At 40.7% G+C, this 21,501-nt stretch carries 19 protein-coding genes and 1 other RNA gene; 5 read left to right on the top strand and 15 right to left on the bottom strand.

Annotated features, from left to right (window positions below; translation table 11 throughout):
- The first annotated feature begins 25 nt into the window (after positions 1 to 25).
- Positions 26 to 229 (top strand): HHA domain-containing protein, encoded by a 204-nt coding sequence (locus tag HGO23_RS16045; RefSeq protein ID WP_010845060.1) that lies wholly within the window; start codon positions 26 to 28, stop codon positions 227 to 229.
- Positions 230 to 360: 131 nt separating this feature from the next.
- Here the strand turns inward: HGO23_RS16045 and ffs are convergent.
- Positions 361 to 457: signal recognition particle sRNA small type (gene ffs / locus HGO23_RS16050), an RNA gene on the bottom strand.
- An 878-nt stretch (positions 458 to 1,335) separates the two neighbouring features.
- Here ffs and tesB point away from each other — a divergent pair.
- Positions 1,336 to 2,205 (top strand): acyl-CoA thioesterase II, encoded by an 870-nt coding sequence (gene tesB / locus HGO23_RS16055; protein WP_099135814.1) that lies wholly within the window; start codon positions 1,336 to 1,338, stop codon positions 2,203 to 2,205.
- Between the two features lie 106 nt (positions 2,206 to 2,311).
- On the opposite strand, the gene amtB is transcribed toward tesB, so the two are convergent.
- The 5 genes from amtB to HGO23_RS16080 form a co-directional block, all read right to left on the bottom strand.
- Positions 2,312 to 3,592 carry an ammonium transporter AmtB gene (amtB, locus tag HGO23_RS16060; protein WP_099135815.1) on the bottom strand — a complete coding sequence of 427 codons (1,281 nt, stop codon included), beginning with the start codon at positions 3,590 to 3,592 and terminating at the stop codon, positions 2,312 to 2,314.
- Positions 3,593 to 3,607: 15 nt separating this feature from the next.
- Complete coding sequence (gene glnK, locus HGO23_RS16065) at positions 3,608 to 3,946, bottom strand: P-II family nitrogen regulator (protein ID WP_038262238.1); 339 nt, start codon at positions 3,944 to 3,946, stop codon at positions 3,608 to 3,610.
- Positions 3,947 to 4,125: 179 nt separating this feature from the next.
- Positions 4,126 to 5,919 (bottom strand): SmdB family multidrug efflux ABC transporter permease/ATP-binding protein, encoded by a 1,794-nt coding sequence (locus HGO23_RS16070; RefSeq protein WP_209027244.1) that lies wholly within the window; start codon positions 5,917 to 5,919, stop codon positions 4,126 to 4,128.
- A complete protein-coding gene (locus HGO23_RS16075; protein WP_099135817.1) occupies positions 5,903 to 7,651 on the bottom strand; it encodes a SmdA family multidrug ABC transporter permease/ATP-binding protein in 1,749 nt (582 codons plus the stop codon). Before HGO23_RS16075 ends, HGO23_RS16070 begins: the two co-directional genes overlap by 17 nt.
- Before the next feature lie 68 nt (positions 7,652 to 7,719).
- The gene (locus HGO23_RS16080) at positions 7,720 to 8,181 is read right to left on the bottom strand and encodes an Lrp/AsnC family transcriptional regulator (protein ID WP_099135818.1); all 462 of its coding nucleotides are present in this window, start codon (positions 8,179 to 8,181) and stop codon (positions 7,720 to 7,722) included.
- Between the two features lie 121 nt (positions 8,182 to 8,302).
- Here HGO23_RS16080 and HGO23_RS16085 point away from each other — a divergent pair, with 121 nt between their 5' ends.
- Positions 8,303 to 9,355, top strand: coding sequence for a PLP-dependent cysteine synthase family protein (locus HGO23_RS16085; protein ID WP_099135819.1), 1,053 nt, complete (start codon positions 8,303 to 8,305; stop codon positions 9,353 to 9,355).
- A gap of 32 nt (positions 9,356 to 9,387) precedes the next feature.
- A complete protein-coding gene (queC, locus tag HGO23_RS16090; RefSeq protein WP_099135820.1) occupies positions 9,388 to 10,086 on the top strand; it encodes a 7-cyano-7-deazaguanine synthase QueC in 699 nt (232 codons plus the stop codon).
- Between the two features lie 37 nt (positions 10,087 to 10,123).
- Here queC and HGO23_RS16095 read toward each other — a convergent pair whose 3' ends face one another.
- The 9 genes from HGO23_RS16095 to bolA all read right to left on the bottom strand — a co-directional run bounded on the left by HGO23_RS16095 (position 10,124) and on the right by bolA (position 20,657).
- Positions 10,124 to 10,534, bottom strand: a complete 411-nt coding sequence (locus HGO23_RS16095; RefSeq protein WP_099135821.1) for an acyl-CoA thioesterase — start codon at positions 10,532 to 10,534, stop codon at positions 10,124 to 10,126.
- A 148-nt stretch (positions 10,535 to 10,682) separates the two neighbouring features.
- A complete protein-coding gene (locus HGO23_RS16100; RefSeq protein ID WP_099135822.1) occupies positions 10,683 to 11,066 on the bottom strand; it encodes a ComEA family DNA-binding protein in 384 nt (127 codons plus the stop codon).
- A 147-nt stretch (positions 11,067 to 11,213) separates the two neighbouring features.
- Complete coding sequence (gene ppiD, locus HGO23_RS16105; protein ID WP_209027245.1) at positions 11,214 to 13,088, bottom strand: peptidylprolyl isomerase; 1,875 nt, start codon at positions 13,086 to 13,088, stop codon at positions 11,214 to 11,216.
- 170 nt (positions 13,089 to 13,258) lie between these two features.
- Positions 13,259 to 13,534, bottom strand: coding sequence for a nucleoid-associated protein HU-beta (gene hupB / locus HGO23_RS16110; protein ID WP_169923052.1), 276 nt, complete (start codon positions 13,532 to 13,534; stop codon positions 13,259 to 13,261).
- Positions 13,535 to 13,774: 240 nt separating this feature from the next.
- Complete coding sequence (gene lon, locus HGO23_RS16115) at positions 13,775 to 16,129, bottom strand: endopeptidase La (RefSeq protein WP_209027246.1); 2,355 nt, start codon at positions 16,127 to 16,129, stop codon at positions 13,775 to 13,777.
- Between the two features lie 208 nt (positions 16,130 to 16,337).
- Entirely contained in the window at positions 16,338 to 17,609 is a 1,272-nt protein-coding gene (clpX, locus tag HGO23_RS16120; protein ID WP_099135826.1) for an ATP-dependent protease ATP-binding subunit ClpX, read from the bottom strand.
- Positions 17,610 to 17,753: 144 nt separating this feature from the next.
- On the bottom strand, positions 17,754 to 18,377 hold the full coding sequence (gene clpP / locus HGO23_RS16125; protein WP_209027247.1) for an ATP-dependent Clp endopeptidase proteolytic subunit ClpP: 624 nt from the start codon (positions 18,375 to 18,377) through the stop codon (positions 17,754 to 17,756).
- A gap of 258 nt (positions 18,378 to 18,635) precedes the next feature.
- Positions 18,636 to 19,940, bottom strand: a complete 1,305-nt coding sequence (gene tig / locus HGO23_RS16130) for a trigger factor (RefSeq protein ID WP_209027248.1) — start codon at positions 19,938 to 19,940, stop codon at positions 18,636 to 18,638.
- A gap of 393 nt (positions 19,941 to 20,333) precedes the next feature.
- The gene (gene bolA, locus HGO23_RS16135) at positions 20,334 to 20,657 is read right to left on the bottom strand and encodes a transcriptional regulator BolA (RefSeq protein WP_099135829.1); all 324 of its coding nucleotides are present in this window, start codon (positions 20,655 to 20,657) and stop codon (positions 20,334 to 20,336) included.
- Between the two features lie 244 nt (positions 20,658 to 20,901).
- On the opposite strand from bolA, the gene HGO23_RS16140 reads away from it, so the two are divergent.
- Complete coding sequence (locus tag HGO23_RS16140; protein ID WP_099135892.1) at positions 20,902 to 21,489, top strand: lipoprotein; 588 nt, start codon at positions 20,902 to 20,904, stop codon at positions 21,487 to 21,489.
- The last annotated feature ends 12 nt before the right edge of the window (positions 21,490 to 21,501 follow it).

Raw genomic sequence — 21,501 nt, forward strand, 5'->3', positions numbered from 1 at the left:
TTATACCAAATAAGATAAGGCTATTATGACTAAAACTGACTATCTGATGCGTTTGAGAAAATGCACTTCTATTGAAACACTGGAACGTGTAATTGAGAAAAATAAATACGAGCTTTCGGATGATGAACTAGAACTGTTCTATTCCGCCGCTGATCACCGTTTAGCTGAACTCACCATGAATAAACTCTATGATAAAATCCCATCATCTGTTTGGAAATTTGTCCGCTAAGCTGCTGTGATCAGATAGGAAGTAGTGAAAGCCGGTAACTATTATCGGCTCCCCATATATCGGTCGATATGTAAACCGATTGTAGGGTAAAGATGGTGGGTTAAAAACCGCGTCTCGAAAATGGGTGAGGGCTCTACCAGCAACATTCCAGCACACACATCCCCTGCTATGGCTGCTTCTTTCCAGACCTGACCAAGTTAACAAGTTAGCATTGCGGGAGAACCAATAGAGCCCCCATTGACGTTAGCTTTAAACTTCAAAGCGGCCGCCATTATCTTTCATACAACTTCAAATAGCAAGCCACTCCAATTTAAATGCCCATTTATTACCCACAATGATAGGTAAATCTTCAAAAAAGTTGTTTTAACATACAAAACAGCTTATAGGTTCATGTCATCACTGGCAATTTGTTCAATTGTAATAACAAAGCAACTCAGGCTCCATGAAATCAGAGCCTATTCATTTGATTGAGTATCATTATCCGAACCAAAATAGAGATGCTATCTTTTAAGGATTAATACATAAGAGTTACAATCGTGCTCTTAACCAAAATAACAAATAAAATAGTTTAATAAGATAGATCATTAGTACTTTCCTATTTAAATATATTTAATCAACATCATGTTTGAAAAATGGTGTTTAAAGAATTGCGCTTAAAAATTTGTGTTTGATCACATCAAAAAAACTATTAACCTAAATATCTAATCAATAAAAATGACTGGCACAACTAACAAACATAATAATCAATAAACAAACTTGGTAGCTAAAATATCAATTTAAAATGATGTAATGAAGTTTATGAAATCTATCAAAACATACTCACTTCAACCATCATGTCACTTACCCACATAGTTCTGATAAAAAACATCTATAAAAATAGCCATAAAAATCAAAAAATAATAATAAAACCAAACACCTATCGCATTCTTTAATAAGTATTGATAAGATTAATAACACCCTATTTCATTTCATGATGAAAACATAAAGACAAACTTTACAAATTGAATAGATTTTTTATTTTATGAAGAAGATAAAAAATCCATCAAAAATTAATATATTATTATTTTATAAAGACTTACCTAATATTACAAAAATAAGGGCACATTATGAGTCAGGCATTGCAAAATTTAATCAACCTGATGCATCTGGAAAAGATTGAAGAAGGGATTTACCGGGGACAAAGTGAAGATTTGGGATTTCCTCAAGTTTTTGGGGGGCAAGTTATTGGTCAATCTCTATATGCAGGAAAGCAAACTGTTACAGATGAGCGCATACTGAACTCCTTCCACAGCTATTTTCTCCGGCCTGGTGATAGTCATAAACCAATTATTTACGATGTTGAAATATTACGTGATGGAGCCAGTTTCAGTGCCCGCCGTATCAGTGCCATACAAAATGGCCACCCTATTTTTTACATGACAGCTTCTTTTCAGGCTCACGAAGAAGGTTTTGAACACCAGGGTCCAATGCCAAAAGTTCCTCTACCTGAAACGTTAGCACCTCAACAAGAAATAATTAAGAATATCTCTCATCAACTGCCTGACAAACTGAAAAGTGTGTTTTCAGCTTCTCCCCCGTTAGAAATAAGACCTATTAATTTCCATCGCTCTATTAATAATTCATCAGAAGAGCCTATTCGTTACGTCTGGTTTCGTAGCAATGGCAAGCTGCCGGAAGAACTCTATATTCATTATTGTCTACTAGGTTACGCCTCAGATTTAAATTTTTTACCTACATCATTACAACCTCATAACGTTCATTTTATGGAGAAAGGCATCCAGGTTGCCACTATTGATCACTCTATGTGGTATCACCGCCCATTTAGGATGGATGACTGGCTACTTTATGCAATTGAGAGCCCCTCAGCATCAGGAGGTCGTGGCTTTGTTCGTGGTCATATTTATAACCGTGGAGGTGTACTTATTGCCTCTACTACTCAGGAGGGTGTGATCCGTAAGCGAAAACATACTCAATAAACGAAACCCCAAGAGCATAGATAAACTATGCCTTGGGGTATTTCGAGAACGGGACAACATAATCAACAAAACAAAAAGTAGAAAAGTGGGCGTTTAAACAAACTAATCAGTTATAAGCACTTTCTCCGTGTGAAGTAATATCCAACCCCTCTCTTTCTGATTCAACGCTAATACGTAATCCAACCGCCAGGTCAGCAATCTTGAATGAGAAATAAGCGGTTACGGCTGACCAAACAACACACACCAATATACTGATAACCTGTATGCCAAATTGTCTTAGAATAGTCATTCCTTCCGCAAACCCTGTTCCCCCCAACGCGGAAGCAGTAAAAATACTTGTTAATAAACAACCAACAATACCGCATACGCCATGAACACCAAAAACATCACAAACATCATCAACACGCAACCAACGTTTTAATACGACTACGCCCCACAAACCGATGAACCCGGCAATCACACCAATGACTAGAGCCCCTCCAATGCCGACTGTTGCAGCAGCAGGAGTGATAGCAACCAGTCCAGCAATACAACCAGAGCATGCACCTAAAAGAGAAGGCTTATCGCGTAATAACCATTCTGAAGAAATCCATGACAGTACTGCGCCTGCCGTTGCTACCATTGTGTTCACTAATGCCAGAGCTGCAATAGCATTCACGGCCCCTGCAGAGCCAACATTGAATCCAAACCAGCCAATATAAAGAACTGCTGTGCCAATAAAAGTCATGGGTAAGTTGTGTGGTTTAAAAGCTTCCTTACCAAACCCTGAACGCTTACCCAGTAAGTAAGCACCTACTAAACCCGCAACCGCAGCATTAATATGTACAACCGTTCCACCTGCAAAATCCAATGCGCCATCCTGGGCCAGCCAACCACCACCCCATACCATATGAGCCATAGGAATATAGGAAGCAGTAAACCACAAGACAATGAAAATCAATAAGGCAGAAAAACGGACTCTTTCACACAAAGCTCCAACAACCAAAGCTACAGTGATACAACCAAAAGCTCCCTGAAAAACGACATAAATCAATTTATAGAAACTGCCATTTAAATCAGTAATGGATAAGTTTTTCAACATAACTTGCGTTAATCCCCCAAAGAAAGGGTTTCCTGCCTCAAAAGCCATGCTATACCCATAAATAACCCAGAGCACACAAACAAGTGAAAAACTTACTATCACTTGTGACATCAATGACAGAACATTCTTACGACGCAGCAACCCACCATAAAATAAAGCAATACCAGGTATCGTCATAAAAATCACAAGAATCGTATTTATCAGCATGAATACCGTATCAGCTTTATCAACCGTGTTTCCCGCAGCAAAAGCACAAGAAGGTATACCGACTATGATGCTGATAATAGCTAACCATTGTTTTCTCATTTTTCACCTTCCCATTCACAGTGCTGCATCATTCGTTTCATCTGTCCTAATCCTGACAGCATGCTGTAATTCAAAGACAAAAATCTTGCCATCTCCCATTTTCCCAGTGAAAGCAGCTTGTTTTATAACATGAATGATTTCTTCTACTCGTTCATCATGAGTAGCAATGTCAATTTTTACTTTGGGCAAGAAATTGACACTGTATTCAGCTCCTCGGTAAAGCTCTGAATGACCTTTTTGACGCCCAAATCCCTTTACTTCTGTAACGGTCATACCTTGTATACCTATATCAGAAAGAGCTTCCCGTACCTCTTCTAATTTAAAGGGCTTAATGATGGTAGTGATCAGTTTCATACTCCCCCCGTTTTTGTCTGTATTTGTAAAATGGTATTTGCAGGAACGCATTACAAAGATATTTGCAAAGGGGATGCCAAGAATTTAAAATTACTTATAATCAAATAGTTACAAATAATTCGTATTGATAGGAAATGTAAGACAGGGAGTAACCTTTTCAGTTACTCCCAATATGCACGCTAAATGTGCAGAGGTTCATTTAATGTTTCACCAACCTGTTGAAGCTGATACATCTGGTAATAACGGCCACACCTTGCCAATAGCTGTTGATGCTGACCTTGTTCTACAATTGCACCACGATGCAGCACGAATATAGAATCAGCCTCAACAATCGTTGAAAGGCGGTGAGCTATAATCACTAAGGTTGTGTGTTTACGGATCATCCGTAGAGCTTGTTGTATAGATTGTTCTGTTCCCGAATCAATATTCGCTGTTGCTTCATCCAAAATCAAAATTTGCGGTGTTTGTACCAAAACCCGTGCCATTGCCAGAAGCTGTTTTTGTCCGGCAGAAAGAGTATTTCCTTGTTCTCCCAGCCTTGAATTTATACCTCTCGGTAACTTACGAACAAACTCAGCCAGTTGTACAACTTCCAGAACCTGCCAGACTTTTTCCTCACTAATATTTCGCCCTAATGTAATATTGTCGAAGAATGAGGTAGCCAAGACGACAGGATCTTGTTGAACCATTGCCACACCATTGCGCAAAACAGTATGGGAGAGAGAAGATACTGATCGTCCATCAAGATAAATATCACCGTCTTGCCATGGGTAATACCCCATCAGCAAATTGGCCAACGTACTTTTGCCACTCCCAGTATGACCAACAAGCGCAATAAAGCCCCGTGACGGTACATGCAAATTGATATTATGTAACACAACTTTTTCATTGCGATAGGAAAAGCTTAAGTTTTCGACATCAATTCTGCCACTTGCCAAAGCTTGTTGATCAACACCATACTTCTGCTGTGGACTATCCATTAACTCAAAAACCCGTTCGCCTGAGACCACGGCTTGCTGTAATAACGATTGTTGGGCTGTCAGCTCAATCAGTGGTTCATTTAGACGTCCAAGATAGCTGATGAATGCATACAATACCCCAATCCCAATAAAATCCGTTCCCTGAAAGCCAAACAGTAACAATAGACCACACAACACTGCAGCAGAAAACAAGCTCAATAAAGGTCTTAACAGAATGCCATCCAATCGTAATGCCTGCATACGAGCCTGATAGTGGGCCCGATTAGTGGCAAACAATTTCTCACCAAAACGCGCTTGCTGACGAAATTGCTGAATGACAGTCATGCCATTAATGGCCTCATTAAAAATATTATTAATATCAGCAAGATAATATCGAACCCGCCGAATAATCGGTGTACTGAAACGCTGATAAATTATAATCACAAGAAAAACAGCAGGAAAGATCATCAGTGCAACACACGCCATACACCAATCCAAAAAGAACATTGCTATCAACATTGCTCCAATCAGCGCAACACTACGAAAAACAGTAGGGATGACATTCACAAATAGATCTTTGATAACCTCAGTATCATTCGTCACACGAGATATTAATTGCCCAACAGGTTGGTTATCGAAAGTACTCAAAGGCTGACGTAGAGCTGAATCCATGACATCCGTCCTGATCTGCTGTACGACATCAATAGATGCCTGGTTAAACAGCAAGGACTGGAAATAATGTAAAGCAGCCGCCACCAGCTGTAATATCAAAAACACAACTGCAAGACCACTAACAACATCAAGTGGAAGATTGCCAGTTGAAACTATGTGATCGATAAAATAGCTGATAATCATCGGGCCACTGACTTCAGCCAATGCAGCAATCCATAACATCAATACAGCCAGACCAATTGGCTTACGATAGTTTTTACTGTAAGCCAACAGGCGTTTTAACGATGACCAGAGTTTACGCGTATTAGATTTCTCCATATCAGTATTACTCATATTGACCATCCAATGCGGCTTCCAGTTGTTGATAGTGGTACATATCTGAATACCAACCAGATTGCGCAATAAGCTGTTTATGCTGCCCCTGCTGAAAAATCGTACCATTTTGCATGACCAAAACATTATCGGCTTCTACTAAAGCTGATAATCGATGTGCGCTAATAATAACAGTTCGTTGCTGCCGCCATTGACTGAGATTTTTCATGATACGATGCTCAGTCTGACCATCTACAGCAGAAAGCGCATCATCCAGGATCAGAATCTCTGCATCCAATAGTAATGCTCTTGCGATAGAAATACGTTGTTTTTGCCCACCAGAAAGCATCACTCCCCGCTCTCCGACTTCGGTTTGATAACCTTGTGGTAACTGCAAAATATCATCATGCACATTCGCCAAACGGGCTACTTCTTCGATTTGTTCTTGAGTCGCATCAGGACGCCCTAGGGCAATATTCCTTGCAACCGTGTCCGAAAATAGAAAAGGAGTCTGATTCACAACAGCTAATCGTGATCGCCACTCTTCCAGCCTGAGTGCAGAAACATTGTGGGATTGAAACAATATTTCACCATCAGCAATATCAAACTGGCGTTGTAATAAAGCAAGCAACGTACTTTTTCCTGACCCCGTCGGACCACAAATTCCCAATAATTGACCCGGTAGTAACTGAAAACGAATATCTCGCAGAACAGGCACACTGTACTCTGGATAAATAAAGCACTGGATATTTGCTACCAATGTGCCGCGCTCAGCAGATAAGGAGTGTGAACCATCCTCAATTACCAGAGGCTCCTGTAACAAGCTGCGGATCCGTGTATATGCAGCACTACCACGCTCAACAATATTGAACATCCATGCCAGAGCTAGCATAGGCCAAATCATTAGCCCCAAATACATGACAAAGCTTGTCAATTCTCCCAATGTCAGAGAACCATTCACAACCATCCAACCTCCACCACCAACAGCCAATAAATTTGCAAGCGCGATAGCAATGAAGATAGTAGGGTCAAAGCGTGCATCTACATGTGCAACACGCATATTTTTACGTCCGGCCTCAGTGGCTACTTCTTCGAACTGATTGGATTGTAATTCTTCCAGCCCAAAAGCCTTTATCATTCGAATACTGGTCAAGCTTTCCTGAGCATGGTTATTGAGAGCAGAAAAAGCGCCTTGAGCCAACTTGAAACGATGGTGAAGTTGTTGACCATATCGTTTAATCACTAACGCCATAATAGGCATAGGTAACAATGATAATAGTGTCAATTGCCAACTTATCTCCACACTCATCACAATGAGTACGGCACACCCCATTACTAAGGCATCAACTAAAGAAAGTACTCCCTCACCTGCAGCAAAAACAACTCTATCAACATCATTGGTCGCCCTAGCGATTAAATCCCCCGTTCTATGACGTAAATAGAATTCAGGATCTTGACTGCTCAATCTCCGATAGAAATCACTGCGCAATTTAACAGCTAATCGATAAGAGGCACCAAATAGCCATACCCGCCAAACGTACCGTAGACCATATATGGCCAGCGCAATGATGAGCATAATGCTTATCCACATCAATAATTGACTGGATGACATTGTTTTTGCACTGATACCATCAACAATAATTCCAACCAAACGAGGTGGAATTAATTGCAATATCGCGACCATTACAAGAAAAATGACAGCACCTAAATAGCGACGCCATTCGCTGAGAAAATACCAACTTAATTGAGAAAATAATCTCACAAACCTATTCCCGGGGTAAAAATGAAAAGGATCAGCGACCACTTCACCAAAGAGATTTGAATAATTATCTAATCTGGCATGGGTAACGCCGTTGTATATTTTATTTTTTCCATTGCAAAGTTTGATGTTACATCAATCAAACCAGGGATCCCATTAACCATGCGTTTGTAAAAATGATCATAACTTTTCATATCAACAACTTCTACATGCATTAAATAATCATATTCCCCTGCCATACGATAGAATGTTAAGACTTCCGGCATCTCTTTAACAAAAGCAACAAACTGCTCATACCATTCACTACTGTGCTGTTGAGTTTTGATCATCACAATTACAGTCAAACCTAACCCAAGTTTTTCACCATTAAGTAACGCAACTTTTCCAACAATATATCCTTCATCTTCAAGCCGCTTAAGACGTTTCCAGCACGGTGTAGATGTCAAATTAACGGCTTCTGCCAACGCATTTAGTGACAGACTACAGTCCTGTTGGAGCAGCGCTAGTAGCTTACGGTCTGTTTTATCTAACATACCTATATCCTGTAGAAATATTTCCTAATAATAAAACGCAATATCAGAAAAATAATAATCTATTTCTCCGAATGTAAGAGTAATCTATACGTCAAAAATGTATTTTATCCGGGGTCAATTTATGTCGTCTTTATGGGCTACCAATGCCATAAAATCTATCCAAGCTGATTATCAACGCAGTGCTGATACGCATCTGATTAAACTCAACCTCCCCATGTTTCCTGGAGTTCATCTGTATCTCAAAGATGAAAGCACTCATCCCACTGGTAGTCTTAAACACCGACTTGCACGCTCCCTTTTCCTTTATGCACTCAGTAATGGTTGGATAGATGAAGAAACTCCCATTATTGAAGCCTCATCCGGTAGTACTGCTGTTTCTGAAGCCTATTTTGCTCGTTTACTTGGCTTGCCTTTTATCGCAGTGATGCCCGCTTGTACTGCTAAACGCAAAATTCAGGAAATCAAATTTTACGGTGGTAAATGCCACTTTGTAGAACATTCAGCCCAGATTTATGAAGAGTCAGAACGCCTGGCAAAAGAACTGAATGGTCATTATATGGATCAATTCACTTATGCTGAACGAGCCACTGACTGGCGTGGCAACAATAACATTGCAGAAAGCATTTTCCGCCAAATGGAATTAGAACCATTCCCTGAACCGACTTATATTGTCATGAGTGCAGGGACTGGCGGAACTTCCGCAACACTTGGTCGTTATGTGCGTTATCAAGGGTATAACACTAAACTCATTGTTGTTGATCCTGAGAACTCCGTTTTCTACGACTGCTATCATCAAAATTGCAGACAAATACGCAAAAATACAAGCAGTAAAATTGAAGGTATCGGGCGTCCGCGTGCCGAACCATCTTTTATACCTCATGTTATCAATGACATGCTCCAAGTTCCTGATTGTGCATCGATTGCCACCATCTACTGGCTCGAAAAACTCATTGGCAGAAAAGCAGGAGCATCAACAGGAACCAATGTCTGGGGTGCTTTGCAACTAGCCAAACAAATGCACGACAACAACCAGCAGGGTTCAATCGTGACATTGTTATGCGATAGTGGGGAGCGTTACCTTGATACTTATTACAACCCAGAATGGGTCAAAAATAATATCGGTGACATCACGCTATATCTCACGCAACTACCCAAGCTCAATAGTTATGAGTAACATATCTCCTTTAATTTAAAGAGGCAGGTATCATGAAACGAGCTGTTGTTGTATTCAGTGGTGGACAAGATTCCACCACTTGTTTAATTCAATCACTTCACCAATATGATGAAGTTCACTGTGTCACTTTTGACTATGGTCAACGCCACCGAGCTGAAATTGATGTTGCCAGCTGTATCAGTAAAGAGCTGGGAGCAGCAGCCCATAAAGTACTTGATGTTACTTTATTGAATGAGCTTGCTATCAGCAGCCTGACAAGAGATAACATTCCCGTACCAGATTTCAATGAAAGCGAAAAAAGTGGCCTACCGAATACATTTGTTCCCGGTCGTAATATTTTGTTTTTAACTCTGGCAGCAATTTACGCATATCAGGTTGAAGCTGAAGCCGTTATCACTGGTGTTTGTGAAACTGATTTTTCCGGTTATCCTGATTGTCGCGATGAGTTTGTCAAGTCTCTGAATAATGCTGTTTGTCTCGGTATTGCTAGAGATATCCGCTTTGAAACTCCATTAATGTGGCTGAACAAAGCGGAAACTTGGGCATTAGCTGATTATTACCAGAAACTGGATTTTGTTCGCACTCAAACTCTCACTTGTTATAACGGAATACAGGGTGATGGTTGTGGTGAGTGCGCCGCCTGCCATCTTCGAGCTAATGGATTAAATCTTTATTTAAACAATACCAAGCCCACAATGGCAGAAATGAAATCCAAAACACAGCTTAACTAAATAATTCAGGCTATCAGTGAGGGGGATAAAATACCTCTCACTTCACTGCTTCATTCTTAAACTCACCAAACCTTTCTCTTAATTCACCTTCCAGTACCAACGTTTGTTGAGTTTTTAAATCAACACAAACAAATGTAGTCATAGAATCGGCGATAATTCGGTTATCACCTTTGCGTATAATCTCCTGGAAAAAAGAGCCGCTTTTATTACGCAACTCCTGCAAGGACGATTTCACTTCCAATTCATCTCCTAATACAGCAGGATGACGATAGTTAATATTGATATTGGCTACAACAAAAGCAATTTTGTTATTATTTAGCCATCGTAACATGTCACTTTCAGCGAGTAAATCCCAGCGAGCCGCCTCCATAAACTCCAAATAACGTCCATTGTTTACATGCTGAAAAACATCGATATGATAACCTCTGACTTTTATAATCGTGCTCATTGCTATTTTCCTTTCAACTCATCTGACCAGTCAATTTATTAACAATAGCAAAACATTTTAATTACAATAGCGTTTAATCAATTATTTTTGATCAGTATCACAACCCTCTTGATAAAATCATCAGCACATTCATCAAGAGGGCTTTTAATCAGTAGGTTAATTTATCCCGGTTTTTCTCTATAAAAGCAGGACCAATACCTTGTACTTCCTGTAACTGCTCAATTGCTGTGAATGGGCCATACTTTTCACGATATTCAATAATTGCCTGTGCTTTTTTGGCACCAACACCATTAAGTTCTTTCGCTAATTCTTCAGCATTCGCCGTATTGATATTAATGCTTCCTTTTCCTGAGAGCGCTTTTTCTCCCTTATCCCTCGATTCATTTTTCTCAGTAGTGGTTTTATTCAGATCAGGTGATTGTGTCAGCACCACTTTATTAACAGCCTCTCCTGCTGCAATAGCATGAGATAACGGCATACTAATACCAAAAGTAAGAATAAATGAATTAAATAATATCCTTAAATACTTCATAAAAATGTCTCCATGTTTTGTTGATGGAGGAAAGAGTGCCATAATAAAAATTCAGAACAACAGGCAAGATTCAAATATGCGAAAGGCCACGAAAGTGGCCTTTTTCAATTACTGTTTTGCAAAATCAGTTGCGAGTAACTTCGCAATTTACTCAATTTGCCCTATTTTAATTTCAGCATTATCACGTAAATTAGCGACTACAGATTCCAGCATAGCATTACCCATCTGGTACTGCTCAACCATCATATATTGTTTAATCTGCTCTTCTGAAACAGAGCCAGGCACAACTTTATTCAATTGAACCAAAACAGCATTGCCAAGCCCATCATGAGCTAATCCATATACTGGTTTACCACCTTTAGGATGAGGCAAGGTAAATACCACATCAGTAACCGGGCTGGCTTGTGACATACGTGTCATTGCTGTTGGTTCACCAAACTGAAGCCCTGCTGTTTTTAGAGCTTGTTCACCTTTACCTTCTTTTAATGCTGTAAGAAGATTTTCACCATCAACCTGTAACTGTTTTTCAGCTTTTTGACGTTTTACCAATTCAGTAACCTGAGTTTTAGCCTCTTCAAATGGCAGAATAGATTCAGGTTTAACATCATCCACCCGAATAATAAAAGCCCTGTCACCATCAACAGAGATTACATCAGAATTTGTTCCTGAAGCGCCTTTATCATCCATCAGATTACCAAAGAAAATAGCCTGAACTACCTGACTGAAATTAATATCAGCTGGGATATGATCTCGGTCAAACCAATCAGTAGTAGCAGCTTTATAACCAGCGGCCTGTTCTGCCGCAGCTAAGGACTCATTATCATTGGCGGCAGCTTCACTGACTTTTCTCTGCAATGCATAAAACGCATCAATTGCTTTTTCTTGTTTTACCGTTTTTTCTATTGTTGTGCGCTCATCCGCTAATGGCTTAACTACCTGAGGTTTAATATCATCCAAACGGAAGATTGCATACCCATTAGATAATTTGATGGCATCAGAAAGTTGCCCTTTTTCCGTTAAATGAGCAGATTTAATCTCATCAGGTGAAGAGCTGTCTTCCATCCAGCCTAGCTCCCCTCCTTGCTGAGCAGAATATTTATCTGTCGATTTTTCTGCTGCCAATTTGCTGAAATCGGCACCTTTTTTCAATTCATCAAGAATCGATTTTGCATCAGCTTCAGATACAAGTTGGATAAGACTGTATTTCTTCCTTTCTGGTTGTGTATATTTTGACAGGTTATTTTTATAATACTTTTCAATATCAACATCAGTTACGGTAACATTTTTCAGTTCATCCGCAGCATCCATCTTGATATAGCTGACTTTGACTTTCTCAGGCACTGTGAAGCGTTTACTATTCATATCATAGTAATTTTTCAGTTCTTGCTCTGTTATTGTCTGCTTTGCTTCAACTGATTTCAGTTCAAGAGTTGCCAAACGAACCGTTCTTTCTTGCAAAGACAATTCTGCCATCTGTTTAATTTCTGTCGGCAAAGCAATTTCTGAGCCCAATAACGTTGCACGAAGTTGACGGGTAATCAATTCCTGCCGAACTTGTTCCGCATAATCATCTGGACTCCGGCCTACTCTGGTTAACGTTTCCAGATATTTATTGTTATCAAATTTGCCATCCTCGGTCTGGAAATAAGGTTGTTTGCGGATCTCTGCCTTCACTTGCTCATCACTTGCTGATAGACCCAGTTTATTTGCATATTGTTCAAGCAAAACCGCATTAATAAGACTATCCAATGACTGGCGTTTCAGCAGTCTCACTTGCTGCTCATTACTTAGCAGAGTTGAGAATTGATCTCCCAGTCTTTCCTGTAATGAAATTTTTTCTTGTTGAAATACCTGCTCTAACTGAGCACGACTAATGGTTTGACCATTCACTTTGGCAGCATAATTACCGCCTTCACTTGACAGGTAGCCTGTTACACCTGTCAACAAAAAGGTCAGGATAATTAGAGCCAACACGATTTTAAGCACTGGGCCGTTTGCCGCCGTGCGTAGGTTATCCATCATAAAGACGTAAAACTCCGCTTTAGTGAAAAAGAAACTATCATCTTACGCTAATTCGAACGCTAAGAGAAAAAAAGCGCATCAATCAAGTGATGCGCTTATATTCCAACCTATCAGTTAGATCCAGTCAGTCTATAACTGTCATAGTAAATGAGACAGGTTATTTATGTTGATTACCCGTTAACAGCATCTTTCAGCCCTTTTCCTGCACGGAAAGCGGGTACTTTTGCTGCTGCTATTTTGATTTCCTTGCCTGTCTGAGGGTTACGTCCTGTACGAGCAGCACGCTCACGTACAGTAAATGTGCCAAACCCTACCAAAACGACATCATCACCGCCTTTCAATACACCAGATACTGAAGAAATGAATGCATCTACTACACGCCCGGCAGCTGCCTTAGAAATATTTACATCAGCAGCAATTTTGTCGATCAGTTGTGACTTATTCACTCTTATCATCCCCATTTTGTTTTACTAACGTAACAAATACCTATTTAGAACGGATAACACGACAGTCTCGCCGTCATCTCAACCAATTCCAGTATTAGCAAGAAATTATAGAACAGCAAAATATTTAATCAGATCTTTAGATTAAACTAACTTAATGAGACAAAAAAAGGCTGGCAAGCCTGAATTGACTTACCAACCTAGTTTTTATAAAGAGTCTTGAGTTAGCTCACTATTTTTGTACTACTTTAGTGAGACAACCTCAGCACCAAATGCAGGATCCTGTAAAGCAATAGTTAAAACGTCTTCCATACGCTTAACCGGATGAATTTCCAAATCTTGAATTACGTTTTGTGGGATCTCTTCTAGATCTCGTTTATTTTCATAAGGGATAATGACCGTTTTAACTCCACCACGATGAGCTGCCAGCAGTTTTTCTTTCAAACCTCCGATAGGCAAAACAAGACCACGCAGAGTAATTTCACCTGTCATCGCTACATCAGCACGAACCGGATTACCTGTCAGACAAGAAACCAGTGCTGTACACATTGCGATGCCTGCACTTGGACCATCTTTCGGTGTTGCACCCTCCGGGACATGAACATGAATATCACGTTTTTCGTGGAAATCCGAACTGATACCCAACTTATCTGCGCGAGCCCGAACTACAGTCAGTGCGGCCTGAATGGATTCCTGCATCACTTCACCCAACGAACCGGTATAAGCCAATTTCCCTTTACCCGGTACACTGGCTGTTTCAATTGTCAGCAAATCACCACCGACCTCTGTCCATGCAAGCCCAGTGACTTGACCAACACGGTTTTCAGTATCTGCACGACCATAATCCACTTTCTGAACACCCAGATAATCTTTCAGGTTATCAGCATTGATTTCGATATGCTTAAGCTGCTTATCCATCAACAGAGCCTTGACCGCCTTACGACACAGCTTAGAAATTTCACGTTCCAAACTACGCACCCCGGCTTCACGGGTGTAATAACGGATTATGCTAATAATCGCCCCATCATCAATGGTCAATTCACCTTTTTTCAAGGCATTGCGTTCTATCTGTTTCGGCAACAAGTGACGCTTGGCAATATTTAGCTTCTCGTCTTCGGTATAACCTGATAAACGGATCACTTCCATACGATCTAACAAAGGTGCCGAAATGTTCATAGAGTTGGATGTTGCCACAAACATCACATCGGACAAATCATAGTCCACTTCAAGGTAGTGATCGTTAAATGTCACGTTTTGTTCAGGATCAAGTACCTCTAACAAAGCAGCAGCAGGATCACCACGCATGTCAGATGACATTTTGTCAATTTCATCCAATAAAAACAGTGGGTTTTTAACCCCTACTTTGGACATTTTTTGAATTAATTTACCCGGCATTGAACCGATATAGGTACGACGATGCCCACGTATTTCAGCTTCATCACGTACCCCGCCCAGAGCCATACGAATATATTTACGACCTGTCGCACGAGCAATAGAACGTCCCAGTGAGGTTTTACCCACACCCGGTGGCCCAACCAGACAAAGAATTGGGCCTTTGATTTTACTAACCCGGCTTTGCACTGCCAGATATTCAAGGATACGTTCTTTCACTCGCTCCAAACCATAATGGTCTATATCAAGTATTTCCTGCGCCTTCAGCAAATCTTTTTTCACTTTGCTGCGTGCATTCCAGGGAACCTGCACTATCCAGTCAATGTAGCTACGAACAACTGTTGCTTCTGCTGACATTGGGGACATCATTTTTAATTTTTGTAACTCAGCTTCCGCCTTTTCCCGTGCCTCTTTTGGCATTTTGGCGTCTTCGATCTTACGTTTCAGCATTTCATATTCATCAGGTGCATCATCCATCTCACCCAATTCTTTCTGAATCGCTTTCATTTGCTCATTCAGGTAGTATTCGCGCTGGCTTTTTTCCATCTGTTTTTTGACGCGATTACGAATACGCTTTTCTACCTGTAACAGATCGATTTCTGATTCCATCATAGCAATCAGATATTCAATGCGTTCAACAACATCAGACATCTCTAAAACAGCCTGTTTGTCATTGATTTTCAATGGCATATGGGCAGCGATGGTATCTGCTAATTTTGCTGCATCTTCAATGCTGTGCAATGATGTCAATACTTCCGGCGGGATCTTTTTATTCAGCTTGATATAGCCTTCAAACTGATTAATGGCGGTTCTTACCAGGACTTCTTGCTCACGCTCATCAACAATCGGGGAATCCAGATATTCAACCTGCGCATAAAAGTACTCTCCATTATCCGTTAATGTTGTAATACGAGCACGCTGCAAGCCTTCAACCAGAACTTTCACTGTACCGTCTGGTAATTTTAACATCTGTAGAACAGAAGCCACTGTACCTACGGAAAACAGATCATTAACTCCCGGTTCATCGGTGGATGCTTCTTTCTGCGCTACCAACATGACCTGTTTGTCATTATCCATTGCTGCTTCCAGACAATGAATCGATTTCTCTCGCCCAACAAACAGAGGGATCACCATATGTGGGTAAACCACTACATCACGCAAAGGCAATACAGGGATTTCTATGCGTTCGGAACGCTCAGGGTTCATAGAGCTCTCTCTTCGTTTAGCTTTCGCCAGTTTTTAGGAATCTCGTGAAACACGGTTTTCACGAGTTTCACTTCAAAGAATATAAAATATATGGGGACAGGAATCTGACATTCAATAGCCTATGTCTGCAAAAAGCAAAATGAGGGATTCTCCCTCATTTTATTTTTTCAATGCGTATTGATAGCTGGTGCTTCCTACCCCATTTTCGTCACTCACCAGAAACTTGAGCATCCGGCTTGCTATATATCAATAATGGTGCGGATTTATCTTCAACAACTGTCTCATCAACAACAACTTTTTCTACATGTTCCATTGATGGAAGATCGTACATTGTATCCAGCAAAACACCTTCCACAATTGAGCGCAGTCCACGTGCACCTGTTTTACGCGCCATTGCTTTTTTCGCAATCGCTGTCAGTGCTTCTTTTCTGAACTCCAGCTCAACACCTTCTAGATTGAACAAAGCCTGATACTGTTTTGTCAAAGCGTTTTTTGGCTCTTGCAAGATTTGGATCAACGCTTCTTCATTAAGTTCACCCAACGTTGCCACAACAGGCAGACGGCCAATGAATTCAGGAATAAGTCCAAATTTGATCAAATCTTCCGGTTCAACCTGAGCAAGCAATTCACCTTCTGTCGCCTTATCCGATTCACCTTTAACTGTAGCACTAAAACCAATTCCAGAGCTGACATTCAAACGCTGGCTGACAACGTTGCCTAAACCGGCAAACGCTCCACCACAGATAAACAGAATCTTAGAAGTATCAACCTGAAGGAATTCCTGCTGTGGATGTTTACGACCACCTTGAGGGGGAACGGCTGCCACTGTGCCTTCGATCAATTTCAAAAGTGCTTGTTGAACACCTTCACCTGATACGTCACGTGTTATTGAAGGGTTATCAGATTTACGAGAAATTTTATCTATTTCGTCAATATAAACGATACCACGCTGTGCTTTCTGTACATCGTAGTCACATTTTTGCAAAAGTTTTTGGATAATATTTTCTACGTCTTCCCCAACATAGCCCGCTTCAGTCAAAGTCGTGGCATCAGCCATCGTAAAAGGCACATCTAAATAACGGGCAAGGGTTTCTGCCAACAAAGTCTTACCACTACCTGTTGGCCCAATCAGCAGAATATTACTTTTACCTAACTCTACACCGCTATTGGTGTCTCCATTACGCAGTCGCTTGTAATGGTTATAAACAGCTACTGCTAGCACTTTTTTCGCCATTTCCTGACCGATGACATAATCATCCAAATGTTGACGAATTTCATGAGGGGTAGGTAATGTACTACGCTCACGATGTGGTACTAGCTCTTTAATTTCTTCGCGAATGATATCATTACATAAATCGACACATTCATCGCAGATATACACTGACGGGCCAGCTATTAACTTCCGAACTTCATGTTGGCTTTTCCCGCAGAAAGAGCAATACAGCAGCTTTCCTGAACCGTCTTTGCGCTTATCTGTCATCAGTCAACCTCACTTTATGAGCTGTTATCCCAGTCTCTCTGGCATAACAGAAAAAACGCTGCCATTACTCCGCCGAATTAGGTGTTAGCACAAAAAGTCACCTTAAAATTATAGTGTTGGAGTAATAAATTAATTATCAATAAATTAGTTGCGATGGGTAAATATACTATCAACCAATCCATATTCTACGGCTTCCGCGGCTGACAAGAAACGGTCACGTTCTGTATCTTCAACGATCTTCTCAAGTGTCTGTCCCGTATGTTTTGCCATCAATTCATTCATACGAGCTTTAACTTTGAGTATTTCCTGCGCATGGATCCCAATATCTGTCGCCTGTCCCTGGTATCCGCCCAGTGGTTGGTGGATCATAACTCTGGAATTTGGCAAACAAAAACGCTTTCCTTCTGCGCCAGCTGTTAGCAGGAAGGCCCCCATTGAGCAGGCTTGCCCCATACAAATAGTACTCACATCTGGTTTAATAAATTGCATCGTGTCATAAATAGACATACCAGCTGTGATAACCCCACCCGGTGAGTTGATATATAAGTGAATGTCTTTTTCTGGGTTTTCTGCTTCCAGGAATAGCATTTGAGCGACAATTAAATTCGCCATATGATCTTCAACTGGGCCAGTCAGAAAAATAATTCGCTCTTTTAATAAGCGGGAATAAATATCGAACGCACGTTCTCCACGTGCTGTTTGTTCAACCACCATCGGCACCAAAGACATGTTAGGTGCATATTGATCTTGCTTGCCACTGTATGACATTTCCGTCTCCTAATAGAACTCACGCTGGTGCCATTCATAACTGATTCTACGTGAGATAAGCGATGATGACCATGATCCAAAGTTAACTAACAGAGGACTCTCCCTCTATAAAAAGTAGTAAGCCTTTACATAATAGTAAGAAAGGATATGAGGTTAAATCTGTTTTTTTCAAGAACAATAAAAAACCCGCAGGCCAAGCTTGCGGGTTTACATCACTGAGAGAAAAATTCATTACCTCAGGTAATCAATAAATAAAACTTATGCCAGTTGGTTCTGATTCATCAGATCGTTGAAGCCAGTTTCTTTTTCAGAAACTTTTGCTTTGCTCAGAACCAATTCAACAGCTTGCTCTTCCAGAGCAATGTTGCGAATATTGTTCATCATTTCTTGATTTTTGCTATAGTATTCAAAAACTTCTTTCGGATCTTCATAAGCAGAAGCCATTTCTTCGATCAGCGCATTAACACGCTCATCATCAACTTTCAGCTCATTGCTGCTGATAACTTCGCCTAACAGTAAGCCAACAACAACACGGCGTTTTGCCTGCTCTTCAAACAGCTCACGAGGCAGTTCCAAAGCTTGTTTTTCAGAACCACCGAAGCGCTGAGCTGCTTGACGACGCAGTACATCAATTTCACCGTCAACAACCGCAGCCGGAACTTCAATTTCGTTAGTCTTAACCAGACCATCCAGAACCTGAGTTTTAATGCGGTTACGCACTGCATTTTTCAGTTCGCGTTCCATATTTTTGCGAACTTCTGCACGCAGGCCGTCAACAGTACCATCAGCAATACCAAAGCGCTTGATGAATTCTTCAGTCAGTTCTGGCAGTTCACGCTGTTCAACTTTCTTCAGGTTAATAGCAAACTTCGCTGCTTTACCTTTCAGGTTTTCTGCATGATAGTCTTCTGGGAAAGTGACATCGATTGTGAATTCTTCACCCACTTTGTGACCAACGATACCCTCTTCAAAACCTGGGATCATTCGGCCCTGTCCCATTGCCAGAACGAAATCAGTTGCTTTACCGCCTTCAAACTCTTCACCATCAACAGAGCCATTGAAATCAACAGTTACACGATCTTCTGCAACCGCTGATTCATCAGTTTCTTTCCAATCAGCCTGCTGTCTGCGCAAAGTTTCCAGCATTGTGTCAACGTCTGCATCTTTTACTTCAACAACTGGTTTTTCAACTTCAATGTCTTCCAGACTTTTCAGTTCGATTTCTGGATAAACTTCGAATTCAACTGCAAAAATGAAGTCTTCACCGTTTTTAAACTGTTCTGGTTTGTAGCTTGGTGCGCCAGCTGGATTAATTTTATTCTCAATGATTGCATTGACGAAGTTGCGCTGCATCAGATCACCAAGAACATCTTGCAGAACGGAAGCACCATAACGCTGTTTGACGATATTCATAGGCACTTTACCTTTACGGAAACCGTCAATACGAACTTTCTTCGCTACATTAACCAGTTCACTGTTAACTGCTTTTTCAATGTCGGCAGCAGGAACGGTGATTGACACACGACGCCCAAGGCCTTGAGTTGTTTCAACAGAAACTTGCATCTTGTTACCTCAAAAAAATCATAGTGCTCGGTCAACTTCAGAATGGTGCAACGTCTAAAACAGGTTAATTACATCACTCTTCAAGAACCGGGGCGGTCGCATTTAAAAACCGAGAATCCCTGTGATCAGAAGCGCCCCGAACGAAACTATTGTAAAAATTTAGACGCAGCATTATAGCGATTCAGACAGTATGAGTCGAGAATTGCAGACAAAAGCATGCACTATTCGTTGACTTAATGTGATATGCATTGCCCAATGGCTACATCATGATATTGACCATTCGGTATGAATATAAACAAAAATACAGCCCGAAGGCTGTAGTCTAACTTGAAAACCAGATTAATAAAAAATTAAGTAATATGTTGTTGTACGGTATTGTTATACAGTACAACCTTATAAAGTTGATGTCGTTGAACTTCCTCCCCGACATGCAGGTGAGGCCAGAACGGTATCTTCCAATTCAGCCCACTCTTTTTCTGTATAAGTATGAAGCGCTAAAGCATGTACTCCTTCTTCCATCTCCTTAGCCAAAACACTATATACTGAGCGATGGCGATTGAGGATTCTCTGCTCAACAAACGCATTGCTGATCACAATGATTTTAAAATGACTTTCAGAACCTGCTGGTACATTATGACGATAACTTTCATCGATCACTTCCAGATGAGAAGGCTTAAATGCCGCCTGTAACTTTGTTTCTATTTCCTGACGAACCATCTCATTCTCCTTAGTCACCAAAGGTTATTAATCAACCATATATTGATTCTAGTTTATTTCCCGTGATTTATAACATCAGGGCATCCAAATATCTTTTATAGAGTTTACTTTAAGCATTTCCCCACATCTTTCAGTTAGTAAGCATTAGGGATATGCCGTTACCTACGGCAATGCTATGATTGCGACAGTTTATACTGCCTGTATTACTATATCGGGTATCCGTATTCTGAATGAGAACACTTACATGCTAAAGAAAATATTGACTCCATTTATCGCACTTCTCTTTCTAGCCAACTTATCTGGCTGTGCAGACACCAGCAATACATTGGCTATTCAACCTAAAATTACCTTGCCATCGGCAGATCCTACAATGAAAGCGATTACAATCAGTATTAGTGGGGTCGATCATCGGCAATCTCAAGCCCTGGCCCAAATTAACCGTGATGCAAAATTAGTTACGCTGCTGCCTTCACGTGATTTACGCTTTTTACTGCAAGAAGCACTGGAAAAGCAAATGGTTGCTCGTGGTTATATGATTGGCTCTCCGGCGAATGCCAATTTACAAGTCGTTGTGAATCAACTTTATGCGACAGTAAAGGAAGGAAGCCTACGCCACGATATTGCAGCGAAAGCAGAAATCTCAATTATTGTTTATGCTCAAGATGGTAGTAAGCAAATCAAAAACTACCGCACCAGCTATAATGCTCAGGGTCCATTAAACGCAACTAACCCCAAAATCGCTGATGCCGTTACTACTGTACTATCTGATGTGATTGCAGACATGGCTCAAGATTCGTCAATCAGCACCTTCATTAAACAGAACGTTCGCTAACAGGTAACAGAA

The sequence above is a fragment of the Xenorhabdus budapestensis genome, from assembly GCF_017743015.1.
Lineage (GTDB): Bacteria > Pseudomonadota > Gammaproteobacteria > Enterobacterales > Enterobacteriaceae > Xenorhabdus > Xenorhabdus budapestensis.

Bases quoted from the DNA above. Each gene is read 5' to 3' on its own strand.
- HGO23_RS16045 (WP_010845060.1), top strand. From the start codon at position 26: ATGACTAAAACTGACTATCTGATGCGTTTGAGAAAATGCACTTCTATT.
- tesB (WP_099135814.1), top strand. From the start codon at position 1,336: ATGAGTCAGGCATTGCAAAATTTAATCAACCTGATGCATCTGGAAAAG.
- amtB (WP_099135815.1), bottom strand. From the start codon at position 3,592: ATGAGAAAACAATGGTTAGCTATTATCAGCATCATAGTCGGTATACCT.
- glnK (WP_038262238.1), bottom strand. From the start codon at position 3,946: ATGAAACTGATCACTACCATCATTAAGCCCTTTAAATTAGAAGAGGTA.
- HGO23_RS16070 (WP_209027244.1), bottom strand. From the start codon at position 5,919: ATGGTCAATATGAGTAATACTGATATGGAGAAATCTAATACGCGTAAA.
- HGO23_RS16080 (WP_099135818.1), bottom strand. From the start codon at position 8,181: ATGTTAGATAAAACAGACCGTAAGCTACTAGCGCTGCTCCAACAGGAC.
- HGO23_RS16085 (WP_099135819.1), top strand. From the start codon at position 8,303: ATGTCGTCTTTATGGGCTACCAATGCCATAAAATCTATCCAAGCTGAT.
- queC (WP_099135820.1), top strand. From the start codon at position 9,388: ATGAAACGAGCTGTTGTTGTATTCAGTGGTGGACAAGATTCCACCACT.
- HGO23_RS16095 (WP_099135821.1), bottom strand. From the start codon at position 10,534: ATGAGCACGATTATAAAAGTCAGAGGTTATCATATCGATGTTTTTCAG.
- HGO23_RS16100 (WP_099135822.1), bottom strand. From the start codon at position 11,066: ATGAAGTATTTAAGGATATTATTTAATTCATTTATTCTTACTTTTGGT.
- ppiD (WP_209027245.1), bottom strand. From the start codon at position 13,088: ATGATGGATAACCTACGCACGGCGGCAAACGGCCCAGTGCTTAAAATC.
- lon (WP_209027246.1), bottom strand. From the start codon at position 16,129: ATGAACCCTGAGCGTTCCGAACGCATAGAAATCCCTGTATTGCCTTTG.
- clpX (WP_099135826.1), bottom strand. From the start codon at position 17,609: ATGACAGATAAGCGCAAAGACGGTTCAGGAAAGCTGCTGTATTGCTCT.
- clpP (WP_209027247.1), bottom strand. From the start codon at position 18,377: ATGTCATACAGTGGCAAGCAAGATCAATATGCACCTAACATGTCTTTG.
- tig (WP_209027248.1), bottom strand. From the start codon at position 19,940: ATGCAAGTTTCTGTTGAAACAACTCAAGGCCTTGGGCGTCGTGTGTCA.
- bolA (WP_099135829.1), bottom strand. From the start codon at position 20,657: ATGGTTCGTCAGGAAATAGAAACAAAGTTACAGGCGGCATTTAAGCCT.
- HGO23_RS16140 (WP_099135892.1), top strand. From the start codon at position 20,902: ATGCTAAAGAAAATATTGACTCCATTTATCGCACTTCTCTTTCTAGCC.